Origin of the sequence: Mesorhizobium sp. WSM4310, assembly GCF_007003935.1 — a bacterium.
Classification (GTDB): Bacteria; Pseudomonadota; Alphaproteobacteria; order Rhizobiales; family Rhizobiaceae; genus Mesorhizobium.
The window spans coordinates 225,910-240,840 of the sequence record NZ_VFTA01000002.1 but is presented as its reverse complement, the minus strand read 5'-3'; the positions used below and the strand labels follow the sequence as shown (position 1 = coordinate 240,840).

Below are 14,931 nucleotides of genomic sequence, written 5' to 3'. Positions count from 1 at the left end.
GCCGTCGCAAACAGCGCAAGGGTGGAAGCGCTGTTTCGCTAGTGATACACCTCGCGCGCCGGGCCGAACAAAAGCCCGGCTGCAATCCGCGAGATCTGTTGGCGCGAGGCTGGGACGTTGAAAAAATATTCGGTATTCGCCATCGCCCGCGAGGCCATGCGCGGCCACAAGGGTTGGGAGGAACAATGGTCCTCGCCTGAGCCCAAGAAGGAATACGACGTCATCATCGTCGGCGCCGGCGGCCATGGCCTGGCCACCGCCTACTATCTCGCCACGGTGCATGGCATCACCAATGTCGCGGTGCTGGAAAAGGGCTGGCTCGGCGGCGGCAACACCGGCCGCAACACCACCATCATCCGCTCCAATTATCTTTATGACGAAAGCGCCGGCATCTACGACCATGCGCTGAAGCTGTGGGACGGGCTCAGCCAGGAGCTCAACTACAACGTCATGTATTCGGCGCGCGGCGTCATGATGCTGGCGCACAATGTGCACGACATCCAGGTGCTGAAGCGCCATGTCCACGCCAACCGGCTGAACGGCATCGACAATGAATGGCTGTCGCCTGAGCAAGCGAAGGAATTCTGCCCGCCGCTCAACATCTCCAGGGATGCGCGTTATCCGGTCGTCGGTGCCGCGCTGCAGCGGCGCGGCGGCACGGCGCGCCATGACGCGGTCGCCTGGGGCTATGCGCGCGGCGCTTCGGCGCGCGGCGTCCACATCATCCAGAATTGCGAGGTCACCGGCGTCAAGCGCGCCGCCAATGGCGCGGTCATGGGCGTCGACACGACGCGCGGCTTCATCGGCGCCAAGAAGATCGGCGTCGTTGCCGCCGGCCATTCCTCGGTCATCATGAACATGGCCGGCGTGCGCATGCCGCTGGAAAGCTATCCGCTGCAGGCGTTGGTGTCGGAGCCGGTCAAGCCGGTGGTGCCATGTGTGGTCATGTCCAACACGGTGCACGCCTATATCTCGCAGTCCGACAAGGGCGAGTTGGTGATCGGCGCCGGCACCGACCAGTATGTCTCCTATTCGCAGACCGGCGGCCTGCACATATTGCAGCATACGCTGGACGCCATCTGCGAGATGTTCCCGATCTTCACGCGCATGAAGATGTTGCGCTCGTGGGGCGGCATCGTCGACGTGACGCCCGACCGCTCGCCGATCCTGGCCAAGACGCCGGTGCCCGGCCTCTACGTCAATTGCGGCTGGGGCACGGGCGGCTTCAAGGCGACGCCTGGTTCGGGCCATGTCTTTGCCCACACCATCGCCAGGGACGATCCGCATCCGATCAATGCGCCCTTCACCATCGAACGCTTCCGCACCGGCCGGCTGATTGACGAGGCGGCGGCGGCGGCAGTGGCGCACTGATGATGGCGCAGATGGCTGTCGCGATGCCGCTGATGCTGGCGGGGGAACAAGGCATGTTCCACATGCCTTCGGCTGAAGAGGTGCGGCTGCAGCCGATCACGCGCGCCGGCAACGAGGCCGGATGGCCGTTTTCGGTCGACGAGGGAACGCTCGCCTGCGTCTGGGGTGGCGGCCAGAAAATGGTGATGTTCTTCGAAGGCCGGCCGAAGGACCTGGATGAAGACGAGGATTTCAAGCCGCGTGGCGTCATCGTCACGACCGACCCGGTGCAGCTGACGTTCGGCAACATGGCCAACCGCGCCCTGTTTCGCGATTCCGCTGACGTCGAGGAGCGGCTGCGGCTCGTCGCGCCGTTCGTGACGATGGGCCAGAAACTTTGCGACCAACCCCCCGGCGCCCGCGTCGGCCACGGCGAATTGTAGGAACAAACAGAATGCTTCTCATCCGCTGCCCCTATTGCGAGGAAGAGCGCCCGGAACTCGAATTCCGCAACGCCGGCGAGGCGCATATTGCGCGCTCGACCGACATTGCTGGCGAGAGCGACGACGATTTCGAGAAGTTCTTCTTCATCCGCTCCAACCCCAAGGGCATCATCTATGAGCGCTGGCGGCACATGCATGGCTGCGCGCGCTTCTTCAACGCAGTGCGCGACACCGTCACCGACAAGTTCGTCATGACCTACAAGGCCGGCGAACCCAAACCCGCCAAGCTGCCCGGAGTTGCCAAATGAGCGGCGCGTTCCGCATCCCGAGAGCCGGTCGCCTCAGCCAGGCCAAGACCGCGCGGTTCAGCTTCGACGGCCAGTCCTATACCGGCATCGAGGGCGACACGCTGGCCTCCGCGCTGCTTGCCAATGGCGTGCATCTGGTCGGCCGCTCGTTCAAATACCACCGGCCGCGCGGCTTCCTGTCGGCCGGCGCGGAAGAGCCGAACGCATTGGTGCAGATCGTGCGCGACGATGCGCGCAAGACGCCGAATGTGCGCGCCACCGTGCAGGAGCTCTATGACGGGCTCGCCGCCAATTCGCAGAACCGCTGGCCGTCGCTGTCCTTCGACGTCGGCGCGGTCAACGACCTGGCATCGCCGATGTTTTCGGCCGGCTTCTACTACAAGACCTTCATGTGGCCGAAGGCGGCCTGGAAAAGCTTTTACGAGCCGAAGATCCGTGAAGCCGCCGGCCTTGGCGTTTCGCCCGACAAACCCGATCCCGACCATTATTCGTCGCGCTACGCGCATTGCGACGTGCTGGTGCTGGGTGGCGGCGCGGCCGGGCTCGCGGCGGCCTTGGCGGCAGCGGAAACCGGCGTGCGCGTCATCCTCGCCGACGAGCAGGCCGAGTTCGGCGGCAGCCTGCGTTTCGAGACGGGTGCCAGGATCGACGGCCAGGACGGTTTTGCCTGGGCGCAAGCGGCGATCGCCAGGCTGAGCGCGATGGACAATGTCCGCGTGCTGCCGCGCACGACGGCTTTCGGCTATTACGCGCAGAATTTCGTCGGGCTGGTCGAGCGCGTCAGCGACCATTTGAAGGCACCCGGCCATGATTTGCCGCGCGAGCGGCTGTGGCAGGTGCGGGCCAAGCGCGTGGTGCTGGCTTCGGGCGCCATCGAACGCCACATGGTGTTCGCCAACAACGACCGACCGGGCATCATGCTGGCGAGTGCCGCGCGCACCTTCCTCAATCACCATGGCGTGGCGGTCGGCAGGAATGTCGGCGTCTACACCGCCAATGACTCGGCTTACGCCGCGGCGATCGACCTGAAAAAGGCTGGCGTCAACATCGCGGCGATCGTCGATCTGCGCGACAACCCGACCGGTCCCGTAATCGACGAGGCGCGGGCGCTCGGCATCGAGATCAATTTCGGCCGTGCGGTGATCCGTGCCGGCGGCAAATTGCGCGTGTCCTCGATGACCGTGCAGCCGAAGAATGGCGGCGGCGAGCGCACCATTTCCGTCGATGCGATCCTGATGTCGGCCGGCTGGACACCGTCGGTGCATCTGTTCTCGCAGTCGCGCGGCAAGGTCGCCTTCAACGACGAGACCAAGCGCTTCGTGCCCGGCACCTATGCGCAGGATTGCGTCTCCGTCGGTGCCTGCAATGGCACGGACGGCTTGTCGGCGACGGTAGACGAGGCCTATGCGGCCGGGGCCAAGGCGGCCAAGGATTCCGGTGCGAAGACCGCCAAGGGTGTGAAGCCGAAGGTCGACGCCTCGGAAAGCTGGTCGCGCGGCATGCTGGGTGCCGCGCCCGGCGCCGGCCCGGACACGACGGTGAAGGCCTTCGTCGACTTCCAGAACGACGTCACCGCCAAGGACATCCGCCAGGCGGTGCACGAGGGCATGCGCTCCATCGAGCACGTCAAGCGCTTCACCACCAACGGCATGGCGACCGACCAGGGCAAGACCTCCAACATGCACGGCCTGGCGATCGCCGCGGAGACGCTGGGCAAGCCGATCCCCGAGGTCGGCCTGACGACCTTCCGCGCGCCCTACACGCCGGTCACCTTCGGCGCGATCGTCAGCCATGCGCGTGGGCCGCTGTTCGACCCGACGCGCAAGACGGCGACGCATCCGTGGGCCGAGGCGCAAGGCGCGGTCTTCGAGGATGTCGGCCAGTGGAAGCGTGCCTGGTATTTCCCGAAAGCCGGCGAGGACATGCATGCCGCGGTCGACCGCGAATGCGTTGCGGTCCGCACCACGGCCGGCCTGTTCGACGCCTCGACGCTCGGCAAGATCGAAGTGGTCGGGCCGGATGCGGCCAAGTTCATGGAACTGCTCTACACCAATCCGTGGGAGAAGCTCGAGCCCGGTCGCTGCCGCTACGGCATCATGCTGCGCGAGGACGGCTTCATCTACGATGACGGCGTCGTCGGCCGGCTGGCGCCGGACCGTTTCCATGTGACGACGACGACCGGCGGTGCGCCGCGCGTCATGAACCACATGGAAGACTATCTCCAGACCGAGTTCCCGCATCTGAATGTCTGGCTGACCTCGATCACCGAACAGTGGGCGGTCATCGCGGTGCAGGGGCCGAAATCGCGCGACATCATCGCGCCCCTGGTCGAAGGCATCGACATGTCCGACGAGGCGCTGCCGCACATGTCGGTGCGCGAAGGCAAGATCTGCGGCGTGCCGACAAGGCTGTTCCGCATGTCGTTCACCGGCGAGCGCGGCTTCGAGGTCAATGTGCCGGCCGATTACGGCCAGGCCGTCTGGGAAGCGCTGTGGGCGGAAGGCCAGAAGCACGGCGCCACCGCTTACGGCACGGAGTCCATGCACGTGCTGCGCGCCGAGAAGGGCTACATCATCGTCGGCCAGGACACGGATGGCACGGTGACGCCGAACGATGCCGGTCTCGACTGGGCGGTCGGCAAGAAGAAGACCGACTTCGTCGGCATCCGCGGCATGGCGCGGCCGGACCTGGTCGCCAAGGGCCGCAAGCAACTGGTCGGCCTCAAGACCAAGGACCCGAAGGTGGTGCTGGAGGAAGGCGCGCAGATCGTCGAGGATCCGAAGCAGGCAATCCCGATGAAGATGATCGGCCACGTGACGTCCAGCTACTGGTCGCAGAATTGCGGCCGCTCGATCGCGCTGGCGCTGGTTGCCGGCGGCCGCGACCGGATGGGCGATACGCTCTACGTGCCGATGCCGAACGGGGTGATCGAAGTGGAGGTTACCGGCATGGTGTTCTTCGACGAGACGGGAGGCCGCCTCAATGGCTAAGGCTGCTGCAAAGAAGACGGCTGCGCCTTCGGTCGACCGCCGTCCGGCATTGGCTGGACGCAGTACGACAGCGACGGGCGTGAAGGTTGAAGTGCTGCCGCCAGCCGAGCGCATCTCGTTGCGCGCGCCGGAGGCTTCGGTCGCGGCGCTGTCGAAGGCGCTTGGCCTGACCTTGCCGAAGAAGCCGAAGACTTCCGCGTCGAAGGGCGGGCGCACCGCTTTGTGGCTCGGCCCCGACGAGTGGCTTGTCATCGACGAAGGCGGAAACGATCCGCTCGCCGACTGTGCGACGGTCGCCGCGCTTCATTCGGCTGTCGGCATCTCACACCGCAACATCGCGATCTCCGTCGCCGGTCCGGCGGCCGAAGCCACGATCAATGCGGGCTGCCCGCAGGACCTGTCGCTCGACGCCTTCCCGGCGGGCGCGGCTTCGCGCACCATCCTCGGCAAGGCCGAGATCGTGCTGTTGCGCACGTCGGACGATGCCTTCCGGGTCGAGTGCTGGCGTTCGTTCTCGGACTATGTCTTTACTTTCCTGTCCGAGGGAGCCCGCGACGCGGCTGGCTGACCCGGAACGTTTTGCCGCCGGCGTTCGTTGTGCGGCAACAGGTCGAGGGAGAAGTGTCGATGCCGTCGAAGTCCGCGCCGAAATCGCCGCAGTCGAATGCCAAAACCGCGGCGGTGCGCTCGCTTGAACATGAGCGGCATCGCGAGGCCGACGCCGAAGAGGAACTCGAGGAAGGCTTGGAGGACACGTTCCCGGCCAGCGATCCTGTGTCCATCACCAGTTCGGCGATCCCCGGCGCGCCCGCCAAGCCGGGCAAGGCCAAGGCCGTTTCTGGTCGAAAAACCCGCAAGCCCTGATTTTCAGCAATTTTGGTCGACAGGCATCTTTCCAAGGCATCGCCAGTTGGGATATTCAAAGCGCTTTGGAGGAGGAAAAATGCCGATAAAAGCTGTTGTCTGGGGCGAGAACGTCCATGAACAGACCAATGCCGTCGTGCGCGACCTCTATCCGTTGACCATGCATGGCACCATTGCCGCGGCGCTCAACCAGGACAAGGGCATCGAGGCAACCACCGCCACCTTGCAGGAGCCGGAGCACGGGCTGAGCGAGAAGCGCCTGGCCGCCACCGACGTGCTTTTGTGGTGGGGCCATGCCGCGCATGGCGAGGTCAAGGACGAGATCGTCGAGCGCGTGCAGAAGCGGGTCTGGGAAGGCATGGGGCTGATCGTGCTGCATTCCGGCCATTACTCGAAGATCTTCAAGCGGCTGATGGGCACGCCCTGTTCGCTGAAATGGCGCGAGGCGGGCGAGCGCGAGCGTGTCTGGGCGATCAACCGTTGTCACCCGATCGCGCAAGGCATCGGCGAATGCCTGGAGATCGGCGAGACGGAAATGTATGGCGAGCCCTTCGCGGTGCCGGAGCCGCTGGAGACGGTCTTCGTCTCCTGGTACGAGGGCGGCGAGGTGTTCCGTTCCGGGCTGACCTACCAGCGTGGCGCGGGCCGCATCTTCTATTTCTCACCCGGCCACGAGACCTATCCGATCTACCACAATGAGGGCGTGCAGCAGGTGCTGCGCAATGCCGTGCACTGGGCGCACAATCCGGCACCCGCATGGTCCGGCATCACCAATGCGCCGAACGTGCCGACGGACAAGGCCAAGGAGAAGATCGTGCAGAAGGGCCTGCGCCTGCATGCCGATGGCGATAAGGGGTTGAGTTGATGGGGAACCTGATCTGATGCATCGCCTGCTCTTGCTCGGCACCGGCTGGATCGCCGGACATCATATCGAAGAGTTCGCAAAGGTTCCTGGTTGCAGCATCGTCGCCTGCGTCGATCAACTGCCTGGCCGCGCCGCGGCGTTTGCCGCTGCCAACGACATCGGCGCTTCTTTCGAGAGCCTTGAAGCGGCGATCGCCTGGGGCGATTTCGACGCCGCCATCAACGCCACTCCGGACGGTGTGCACAAGGCGACGACGCTGGCGCTGCTTGCCGCGGGAAAACATGTCTTTTGCGAAAAGCCGCTGGCACCGAACCATGCCGATGCGCTTGCCATGACCGAAGCGGCCGAGGCCGCCGGCCTCGTCAACATGGTCAATCTCACCTACCGCAATTCACCGGCGATCCAGGAAGCACGGCGTCTGGTGTTGGCGGGCGCGATCGGCGAATTGCGCCATGTCGAGGCGAGCTACAAGCAGAGCTGGCTGGTCAGCAAATCCTGGGGCGACTGGCGCGTCGAGGACAAATGGCTGTGGCGATTGTCGACCCGGCACGGTTCGACCGGGGTTCTGGGCGATGTCGGCATCCACATCCTCGACTTCGCCACCTATGGCGCGGCCCAGGATATTGTCAGCCTGCACGCCGACCTGGTGACGTTTCCGAAGGCCGAAGGCGACCGGATCGGCGACTATGTGCTGGACGCCAATGACAGTGTGGCGATGACGGCACGGCTGGCATCCGGCGCGCTGGCGACGATCATTGCAAGCCGCTACACAACCGGCCATGGCAATGACCTGTCGCTGACGCTGCACGGCACCGAAGGAGCGCTCAAGGTCGAGACCGATGGCAAGGCAGCGCGGCTGTCGGCGTGCCTGGGAGAGGATGTCGATGTTCAGCTCTGGCGAGAGCTGGCCCTGCCGGATGTCAAGCGCAACGCCCGGCGTTTTGTCGACGCGCTGGATGCCGGGCGGAATGGCGACCCGTCCTTTCGGCGCGCCGCCGACATTCAGAAGCTTATCGACGCCGCCTTCGAGAGTTCGGCGAGCAGGCTGCCGATCTCGGTCGGCTGACATCCGGCCATCGCAGCGGTTGGCAGTCTTGGCGCCTTCAGCACCGCCTTCAGCGGCAAGGTTGGCTGCGTACCTACTCGATATCAGGCGCAGAACCTGGGCTACCTATCTCGTCCATGCCCGGGGAAACCCCGGGCGGGTATGCGGTCGATCTTAGAAGGCGCTCGGCAGGATCCAGGGATTGATGCTGATGCCAAGGCGCGGGCCCTTGCCTTCAGCAGTATTTTCCGCGGCGCCCTTCTTCTCGACCGAGCCGGTCGAGGCGCAATCCAGCTTCACATTGGTCTTGGTGTCGACGCAGGTCGCGGCCGGCAGGTGCTTGACCGGCTGGGTGGTGCCGGCGGCGAAGGCCGAACCGGAAAGTGCCAGCACGGCGGCGAGGGTGAGGAGTGTCTTTTTCATCGTCAGTCTCCGTTTTCGACGAGTGAATTTCTTTCGTACATGTACGGTGCTGCGTACAGATACGTCCGCCGATCGCGAAGTTCAAGTCAAGATCGTACGCGTACGATAAATTTTTTGTTAACCAAGAATTTGCCCTCGGTTTGGTTCGAAAGGTGGCGAGGAAGCGTGGAAACGAAGGAGATGTCGTTCAGCAGTTGACCGGTGTGTCGGTCAATGGCGGCACGTTCTGGGTGCTGAGTGCGGCCAGTTGGAAATCGCACATGCGTTTCACGAAAGCCTGCGGGTCGCCGAAGGGGTAGAAGGGAAAGGTGATCAGCAGCGAGATCGTGCCGTGGCCGACCGCCCACAACATGGTGGCGATGGCGCGCGGATCGCCTTGCAGTTTTCCTGCGGCGACGCAGGCTTCGACCCGCGTGATCAGCACCTTCATCGCCGGGTTGGCCTCGTGCATTTCTTGAAAACTCCGACCTTCCGGCGGCCTGGTCTTTTCGGTCATGAAAACGGTGCGGTATTCATTGGGATTGCCGAGGCCGAAGGCGGCATATTCAGTCATCACCGCCTGCAAGGCCTCGATCGGATCGTCGGACGGATGCTCCTCGATGCGGCGGGCGAGCGTTTCGAAGGCGTCTTCGGCCAGCGCGAACAGAATGTCCTGCTTGTCGGCGAAATAGGAATAGACCGACATCGGCGCATAGCCGACCCGCTTGGCCAGTTTGCGGATGGTCAGGCCCTCATAGCCTTCTTCCTGAACGAGCTTATGCGCGGCTTCGACCAGTTCGGAACGCAGCTCGGCCTTCTGTTTTTCGCGGCGTTTCTGGACGCTCAGCGGCAAGTCCGGTGCCTTTCGGTGGTGTCTGGGGTTGGCGGTATCTGGGCTAAATTATATACGCTGTACGGAAACGGACAAGGGCGCCGCAGGTTCCCAAGCGGGAGGCATCAGATCGCCCCGACGCCACCGTCTATGGCCAGCGCATGGCCGGTCATGAAGGAGTTGGCCGGGTCGGCGGCGAAGAGGATGGCGGCGGTGATTTCGTCGACCTCCGCCACGCGTTTCATAGGCACGCCGCGTGTCAGTTCGGCCAACGCTTCTGCCTCCGGGGCACCCGAGGCGCGCACGAAACTGTCCACCATTGCCGTCCTTGTGTGGGCCGGGCAGATGGCGTTGATGCGCACACCCTTGGTGGCATATTCGGCGGCCGCCGATTTGGTCAGCCCGACGACGCCATGCTTGGCGGCCGCATAGACCGAGAGTTTCGGCGCGCCGACCAGTCCGGCAACCGAGGCGATATTGACGATAGCGCCGCCCTTGGCCGTCGCCCCGAACTGGCGCTCCATCTGCGGGATCTGGTGCTTCATGGCATAGAAGACGCCAAGCAGGTCGATCTCAAGCACGCGGCGGGCCTCGTCCGACGCAACCTGCGGCAGGCGCACGAAACTCTGGACGATGCCGGCATTGTTGATGGCGACATCCAGCCTGCCGAATCTTTCGACCGCCAGCCGGACCAGGTCCTCGGACAATTTTTCGTCCGCTACGTTGCCGGCCAGGAACGCCGTCTCGGCGGGCAAGGTTGCGGCGAGATCGGTGAGCGCCTTTTCGTCGATGTCCGACAGCACCAGCCGCGCGCCCTCGGTGGCAAAGCCTTTCGCAGCACCCCGGCCGAGACCGCCGGCGGCGCCTGTGATCAGCACCGTTGCCCCGTCAAAGCGGCCCATAATGGCTCCCCGTCACGTCTGCTTGTCGATCAGTCTGGCGGCGAGATGCGACAGCAGCTTCACCGCCTCGCCATAGGTCCTGGCCTTTTCGGGATTGGAGGCATTGCCGTCCAGCGCGCGCTTGTAGACGCCCTGGCAGATCGCCGCCAACCGGAAGAAGGAGAAGGCGAGGAAGAAGGTCCAGTTGCCGATGCCGCTGAGGCCGCGCTGCCGGCAGTAGGCAGCGACGTAGTCTTCCTCGGAAGGCAGGCCGAGCGCGGCGCGGTCGACGCCGCCGAGGCCGCGAAAGCCGGAAGCATGCGGCAGGCGCCATTGCATGCATTGATAGGCGATATCGGCAAAGGGGTGGCCAAGCGTCGACAACTCCCAGTCGAGCACCGCGATGACCCTTGGCTGGCCCGGCGCGAAGATCAGATTGTCCAGCCGGTAGTCGCCATGCACCAGCGATATCAGGCCGTCATCGGCGGGCAGGTGCGTTTCCAGCCAGGCGATCAGTCGGTCCATGTCGGCAATGATGGCGGTTTCGGAGGCGCGGTACTGGCTGGTCCAGCGTGCCAGCTGCCGTTCGAAATAATTGCCCGGCCGGCCGAAATCGGAGAGACCCACCGCGTCGACATCGACATCGTGCAGGGCCGCGAGCGTGCCGTTCATGGCGTCGTAGATGGCGGCGCGTTCTTCGTTGTCACGTGCCTCGGGCAATGCCGGATCCCAGAAGATACGGCCGTCGAGGAAATCCATGACATAGAACATGCGGCCGATCGGCGAGTCCTCGGCCGACAGATGCAGCATTTCGGGCACCGGAACGGCGGTGCCGGCAAGGGCCTTCATCACGCGGAATTCGCGGTCGACCTGATGCGCCGATTTCAGCAACTGCCCCGGCGGCTTGGCGCGCAGCACATAGCGGCCGCTGTCCGCCGTGATGAGATAGGTCGGGTTGGACTGGCCGGATTTGAATTTTTCGATTGAAGCAAGCCCGAAAAAGCCGGGTATTTCCGTCTCGAGGTAAGGCGCAAGCGCTGCCTGGTCGAGCGCGTTGGGGTCGATCATGCGGTCTCGGGCTGGCGTTCGATCAGCGTCAGCGTCAGCCAGCGGGCGGTCAGGGCCGGTTTCTTCGAGCCCTCGATCTCGATCGTCACGTCGTGCGCCGTCTGCACCCAGCCCGAGGGTCTCACCTTGACGTCGGCCAGCACGAAACGGGTGCGGATGCGCGCGCCGGTCTTCACCGGCGCCAGGAAGCGCAGCGTATCGAAGCCGTGGTTGACGCCCATCTTGCTGTTTTCCAGCGGCGGCATTGTCTCGAACGTCATTGCCGACAGCAGCGACAGCGACAGGAAGCCGTGCGCGATGGTGCCGCCGAACGGCGTCTCGCGCTTGGCCCGCTCGGGATCGCAGTGGATGAACTGGTGGTCGTCGGTGGCGTCGGCGAACTGGTCGATCATGCGCTGCGTCACCACCCGCCACGGCGAAACGCCAACCTCCTTGCCGACACTGGCCAGAAGCACATCGAGACTGATCGGTTCCACGCTCATGTCCTCCAGTTCACCTCCGGCTTCTACGGCCGGAAAATGTCATTCCTTGAACAAGGTCAATCCATGCTGCACCGACTGCCCGCCGTCGATCGGCAGGATGGCGCCGGTGACATAGCTGCCTGCACGGCTGCACAAATAGAGCGTTGCGCCGGCAATGTCATCCGGTGCGCCGATACGGCCGATCGGAACATGGTTGCCGACATGTTTGGCCTGCTCATCCGTACCGGTGGCAAAGGCCGTCATGCGGCTCTGGAAAGGGCCGGGGGCGAAGGCGTTGACGGTGATGCGGCGAGCGGCGAATTCGAGTGCGAGCGTACGCGTCAGGTGATGCACCGCGGCCTTGGACGCCGTGTAGGAATAGGCGTCGTCGGCCAGCGGCTGCGTCCCCATCACCGAACCCAGATTGATCACCCGGGCCGGATCGGCGTCGCTTGCCGCGGCCTCGAGCAGCGGCAGCAACTCGCGGGTCAGGTGGAAGACGGCGGTGACATTGACGCCGAGCACCTTGGCCCATGCCGAATAAGGAAAACTCTCCAGCGGCGCGCCCCAGGAAACGCCGGCATTGTTGATCAGGATATCGAGCTTGGCGGTCCGCGCCTTGACCTCGGCGACGAGTGCGGCGATGCCGGCTTCGCTGGAGACGTCGCCGGCAAAGCCCTCGGCCCGGCCAGGGGCGCCAAGTCCGTTCAACGCATCGGCGACCCTGATGCAATCCTGGCCCTTGCGCGAAGCGATCATCACGCTGGCGCCGGCCTTGACCAGCGCTGTCGCCGCCATGCGGCCGATGCCGGTCGCCGCGCCCGTCACCAGCGCGGTCTTGCCGGCCACCGAAAACAGCTCGTCGAGATAGGCCATTCCAATCCTCCGCGCTCTGCCCTGGGCAAAGAGTTCGCGTTGACAAGGCTATCCGAAGTACGGTCATCCTTGCCACGGGTAAATTGCCGGGCCTCTATGAAGGGTTAGCGACCGATGACGGAGATGAATCTCGGCATGACCGAGCGGCTGAAGCCGATCCACGCGCGCGTCGCGGCCATGGTGCGTGACGAGATCATGCCGCTCGACAAGGAATTCTTGGGCGAAGTGGGCAAGGCAGGCGACCGCTGGGTCTACAGCCCACGCCAGGGCGAAATCCTCGAAGGGCTGAAGAAGACCGCAAGGGAGCGCGGCCTGTGGAATTTCTGGCTGACCGGCTCGGAACGCGGCTATGGCCTGTCCACCGTCGAATATGCCTATCTCGCCGAGGAAATGGGCAAGGCGCATCTCGGCGCCGAAACCTTCAATTGCTCGGCGCCGGACACCGGCAATATGGAGGTGCTGGAGCGCTACGGCTCGGCCGACCACAAGAAGGAGTGGCTTGAGCCGCTTTTGGACGGAAAAATCCGCTCGGCCTATCTGATGACCGAGCCGGATGTCGCCTCGTCCGACGCCACCAACATTGCGATGCGCTGCGAGCGGCAGGGCGACGACTATGTGCTCAACGGCGAGAAATGGTGGGCCTCGGGCGCCGGCGATCCACGCTGCGCCATCTACATCGTCATGGTGCGGACCGGCGGCGACGGCGAGCCGCAGCACCGCCGCCATTCGATGATCCTAGTGCCTTCGGACACAAAGGGCGTGACCAAGGCTCGGGCCATGCAGGTCTATGGCGACGACGACGCGCCGCATGGCCATATGCACCTGCGCTTCGACAATGTGCGTGTGCCCGCCTCGAACCTGATCCTCGGCGAGGGCAGGGGGTTCGAGATCGCGCAAGGGCGGCTCGGTCCCGGGCGCATCCATCACTGCATGCGCGCCATCGGCCAGGCCGAGATGGCGCTGGAGATGCTGTGCCAGCGCTCCGTGCGCCGCGAGGCCTTCGGCCAGAAGCTGGCGAAACTCGGCGCCAATTTCGACATCATCGCCGAATGCCGCATGGAGATCGAGATGGCCCGGCTGCTCTGCCTCAAGGCGGCTTGGATGATCGACCAGGGCGATGCGCGCGCCGCTGCCCCCTGGGTCAGCCAGATCAAGGTCATCGCGCCGCGCGTCGCGCTGAGGATCACCGACGAGGCGGTGCAGATGTTCGGCGCGCAAGGCATCAGCCAGGACACGCCTCTGGCGCGCTCGTGGACGCATCTGAGGACATTGCGCCTGGCCGACGGGCCAGACGCCGTGCATCGCCGGCAAGTGGCGCGGACGGAGCTGAAGAAGTACACGCAGGAGAAGCTCTGAGCAGGCGCTCGGTCAACCGTGCCATGGGCCTTCTGCCAACAACAAGGAGTGTCACCGATGACCATTCCCTCCGAAATGAAGGCGTTGCTCCTGGTCGGCGACGGCTACACCAAGACGCCGAGCGGCAGCGCGCTCGCGTCGATGGAGCCCTATCTCGAGCCGGGCCGCATCGCGGTGCCTACGCCGGGCCCGAGCCAGGTGCTGATCAGGGTCAGCCTGGCTTCGATCAACCCATCCGACGTCGCCTTCATCAAGGGTCAGTACGGCCAGCCGCGCGTCAAGGGCCGGCCAGCCGGCTTCGAGGGCGTCGGCACGGTCGTTGCCGGCGGCGACGACCCCTATGCCAAAAGCCTCGTCGGCAAGCGCGTCGCCTTCGCCACCGGCCTTAGCAACTGGGGCTCGTGGGCTGAATATGCCGTCGCCGAAGCGGCGGCCTGCATTCCGCTGCTCGAGACGGTGCGCGACGAGGACGGCGCTGCGATGATCGTCAATCCGATTACCGCCATCGCCATGTTCGACATCGTCAAGCAGGAGGGCGAAAAGGCCTTCGTCATGACCGCCGGCGCCAGCCAGCTTTGCAAGCTGATCATCGGCCTGGCCAAGGAGGAAGGGTTCCGGCCTATCGTCACCGTGCGCCGCGATGAGCAGATCGCGCTGCTGAAGGAGATCGGCGCTGCCCATGTGCTCAACGAGAAGGCGCCGGATTTCGAGGCCACGCTGCGCGAGGTGATGAAGGCGGAGCAACCGCGCATCTTCCTCGATGCGGTCACCGGGCCGCTGGCTTCGGCCATCTTCAACGCCATGCCGAAGCGCTCGCGCTGGATCATCTATGGACGGCTCGATGCCGACGCCACCATCATCCGCGAACCCGGCCAACTGATCTTCCAACACAAGCATATCGAGGGCTTCTGGCTGAGCGAATGGATGCGGCAATTCAAGGAGCGGCGCGGTCCAGCGATCCTGGAAGCGCAGAAGCGCTTTTCCGACGGACGCTGGTCGACCGATGTCACGGCTGTCGTGCCGCTCGCCGAGGCGATCGCGCGGGTGCCGGCGGAACTGGCCAAGCCCAACGGCAAGGTTTTCATTCGGCCTTGATGCTGTTCGAAGCAACTCCAGAGACGCGAATACGAGGCCGTTCAGAGGTTCTTCCCGGTCAGAAGCCGCGGCGTCCAACCATCCGCGGCGGCCCG

The 14,931-nt window shown here is 64.6% G+C and carries 16 protein-coding genes; 10 read left to right on the top strand and 6 right to left on the bottom strand.

All coding sequences use genetic code 11. The annotated features are described in order from the left end of the window. Positions 1 to 117: 117 nt before the first annotated feature. The 8 genes from FJV80_RS04105 to FJV80_RS04070 all read left to right on the top strand — a co-directional run bounded on the left by FJV80_RS04105 (position 118) and on the right by FJV80_RS04070 (position 7,886). Positions 118 to 1,371 (top strand): sarcosine oxidase subunit beta, encoded by a 1,254-nt coding sequence (locus tag FJV80_RS04105; RefSeq protein ID WP_142875609.1) that lies wholly within the window; start codon positions 118 to 120, stop codon positions 1,369 to 1,371. Further along, positions 1,371 to 1,793: a hypothetical protein gene (locus FJV80_RS04100; protein ID WP_142875608.1), complete on the top strand. Its 423-nt coding sequence runs from the start codon at positions 1,371 to 1,373 to the stop codon at positions 1,791 to 1,793. The genes FJV80_RS04105 and FJV80_RS04100 overlap by 1 nt, the downstream gene beginning before the upstream one ends. An 11-nt stretch (positions 1,794 to 1,804) precedes the next feature. Next, positions 1,805 to 2,101: a sarcosine oxidase subunit delta gene (locus FJV80_RS04095; RefSeq protein WP_095772546.1), complete on the top strand. Its 297-nt coding sequence runs from the start codon at positions 1,805 to 1,807 to the stop codon at positions 2,099 to 2,101. Further along, complete coding sequence (locus FJV80_RS04090) at positions 2,098 to 5,091, top strand: sarcosine oxidase subunit alpha (RefSeq protein ID WP_142875607.1); 2,994 nt, start codon at positions 2,098 to 2,100, stop codon at positions 5,089 to 5,091. Before FJV80_RS04095 ends, FJV80_RS04090 begins: the two co-directional genes overlap by 4 nt. Continuing rightward, complete coding sequence (locus FJV80_RS04085; protein WP_142875606.1) at positions 5,084 to 5,659, top strand: sarcosine oxidase subunit gamma; 576 nt, start codon at positions 5,084 to 5,086, stop codon at positions 5,657 to 5,659. Before FJV80_RS04090 ends, FJV80_RS04085 begins: the two co-directional genes overlap by 8 nt. Positions 5,660 to 5,718: 59 nt before the next feature. Beyond that, a complete protein-coding gene (locus FJV80_RS04080) occupies positions 5,719 to 5,955 on the top strand; it encodes a hypothetical protein (RefSeq protein ID WP_142875605.1) in 237 nt (78 codons plus the stop codon). 79 nt (positions 5,956 to 6,034) lie between these two features. After that, on the top strand, positions 6,035 to 6,820 hold the full coding sequence (locus tag FJV80_RS04075) for a ThuA domain-containing protein (protein ID WP_142875604.1): 786 nt from the start codon (positions 6,035 to 6,037) through the stop codon (positions 6,818 to 6,820). A 16-nt stretch (positions 6,821 to 6,836) separates the two neighbouring features. Then, positions 6,837 to 7,886 carry a Gfo/Idh/MocA family oxidoreductase gene (locus FJV80_RS04070; protein ID WP_095792632.1) on the top strand — a complete coding sequence of 350 codons (1,050 nt, stop codon included), beginning with the start codon at positions 6,837 to 6,839 and terminating at the stop codon, positions 7,884 to 7,886. A 153-nt stretch (positions 7,887 to 8,039) separates the two neighbouring features. Here FJV80_RS04070 and FJV80_RS04065 read toward each other — a convergent pair whose 3' ends face one another. The 6 genes from FJV80_RS04065 to FJV80_RS04040 form a co-directional block, all read right to left on the bottom strand. Further along, the gene (locus FJV80_RS04065; protein ID WP_095787030.1) at positions 8,040 to 8,288 is read right to left on the bottom strand and encodes a DUF680 domain-containing protein; all 249 of its coding nucleotides are present in this window, start codon (positions 8,286 to 8,288) and stop codon (positions 8,040 to 8,042) included. A gap of 187 nt (positions 8,289 to 8,475) precedes the next feature. After that, the gene (locus FJV80_RS04060) at positions 8,476 to 9,120 is read right to left on the bottom strand and encodes a TetR/AcrR family transcriptional regulator (RefSeq protein WP_095787029.1); all 645 of its coding nucleotides are present in this window, start codon (positions 9,118 to 9,120) and stop codon (positions 8,476 to 8,478) included. A gap of 104 nt (positions 9,121 to 9,224) precedes the next feature. Then, complete coding sequence (locus FJV80_RS04055; RefSeq protein ID WP_142875603.1) at positions 9,225 to 10,001, bottom strand: SDR family oxidoreductase; 777 nt, start codon at positions 9,999 to 10,001, stop codon at positions 9,225 to 9,227. 12 nt (positions 10,002 to 10,013) lie between these two features. Further along, the gene (locus FJV80_RS04050; RefSeq protein WP_142875602.1) at positions 10,014 to 11,048 is read right to left on the bottom strand and encodes a phosphotransferase; all 1,035 of its coding nucleotides are present in this window, start codon (positions 11,046 to 11,048) and stop codon (positions 10,014 to 10,016) included. After that, positions 11,045 to 11,530, bottom strand: coding sequence for a MaoC family dehydratase (locus tag FJV80_RS04045; RefSeq protein ID WP_281408725.1), 486 nt, complete (start codon positions 11,528 to 11,530; stop codon positions 11,045 to 11,047). The genes FJV80_RS04050 and FJV80_RS04045 overlap by 4 nt, the downstream gene beginning before the upstream one ends. A gap of 39 nt (positions 11,531 to 11,569) precedes the next feature. Beyond that, entirely contained in the window at positions 11,570 to 12,385 is an 816-nt protein-coding gene (locus FJV80_RS04040) for an SDR family oxidoreductase (RefSeq protein ID WP_095792635.1), read from the bottom strand. A 114-nt stretch (positions 12,386 to 12,499) separates the two neighbouring features. Here FJV80_RS04040 and FJV80_RS04035 point away from each other — a divergent pair, with 114 nt between their 5' ends. Continuing rightward, positions 12,500 to 13,741: an acyl-CoA dehydrogenase family protein gene (locus tag FJV80_RS04035; RefSeq protein ID WP_095792636.1), complete on the top strand. Its 1,242-nt coding sequence runs from the start codon at positions 12,500 to 12,502 to the stop codon at positions 13,739 to 13,741. A gap of 57 nt (positions 13,742 to 13,798) precedes the next feature. Then, the gene (locus FJV80_RS04030; RefSeq protein ID WP_095792637.1) at positions 13,799 to 14,836 is read left to right on the top strand and encodes a zinc-binding dehydrogenase; all 1,038 of its coding nucleotides are present in this window, start codon (positions 13,799 to 13,801) and stop codon (positions 14,834 to 14,836) included. The last annotated feature ends 95 nt before the right edge of the window (positions 14,837 to 14,931 follow it).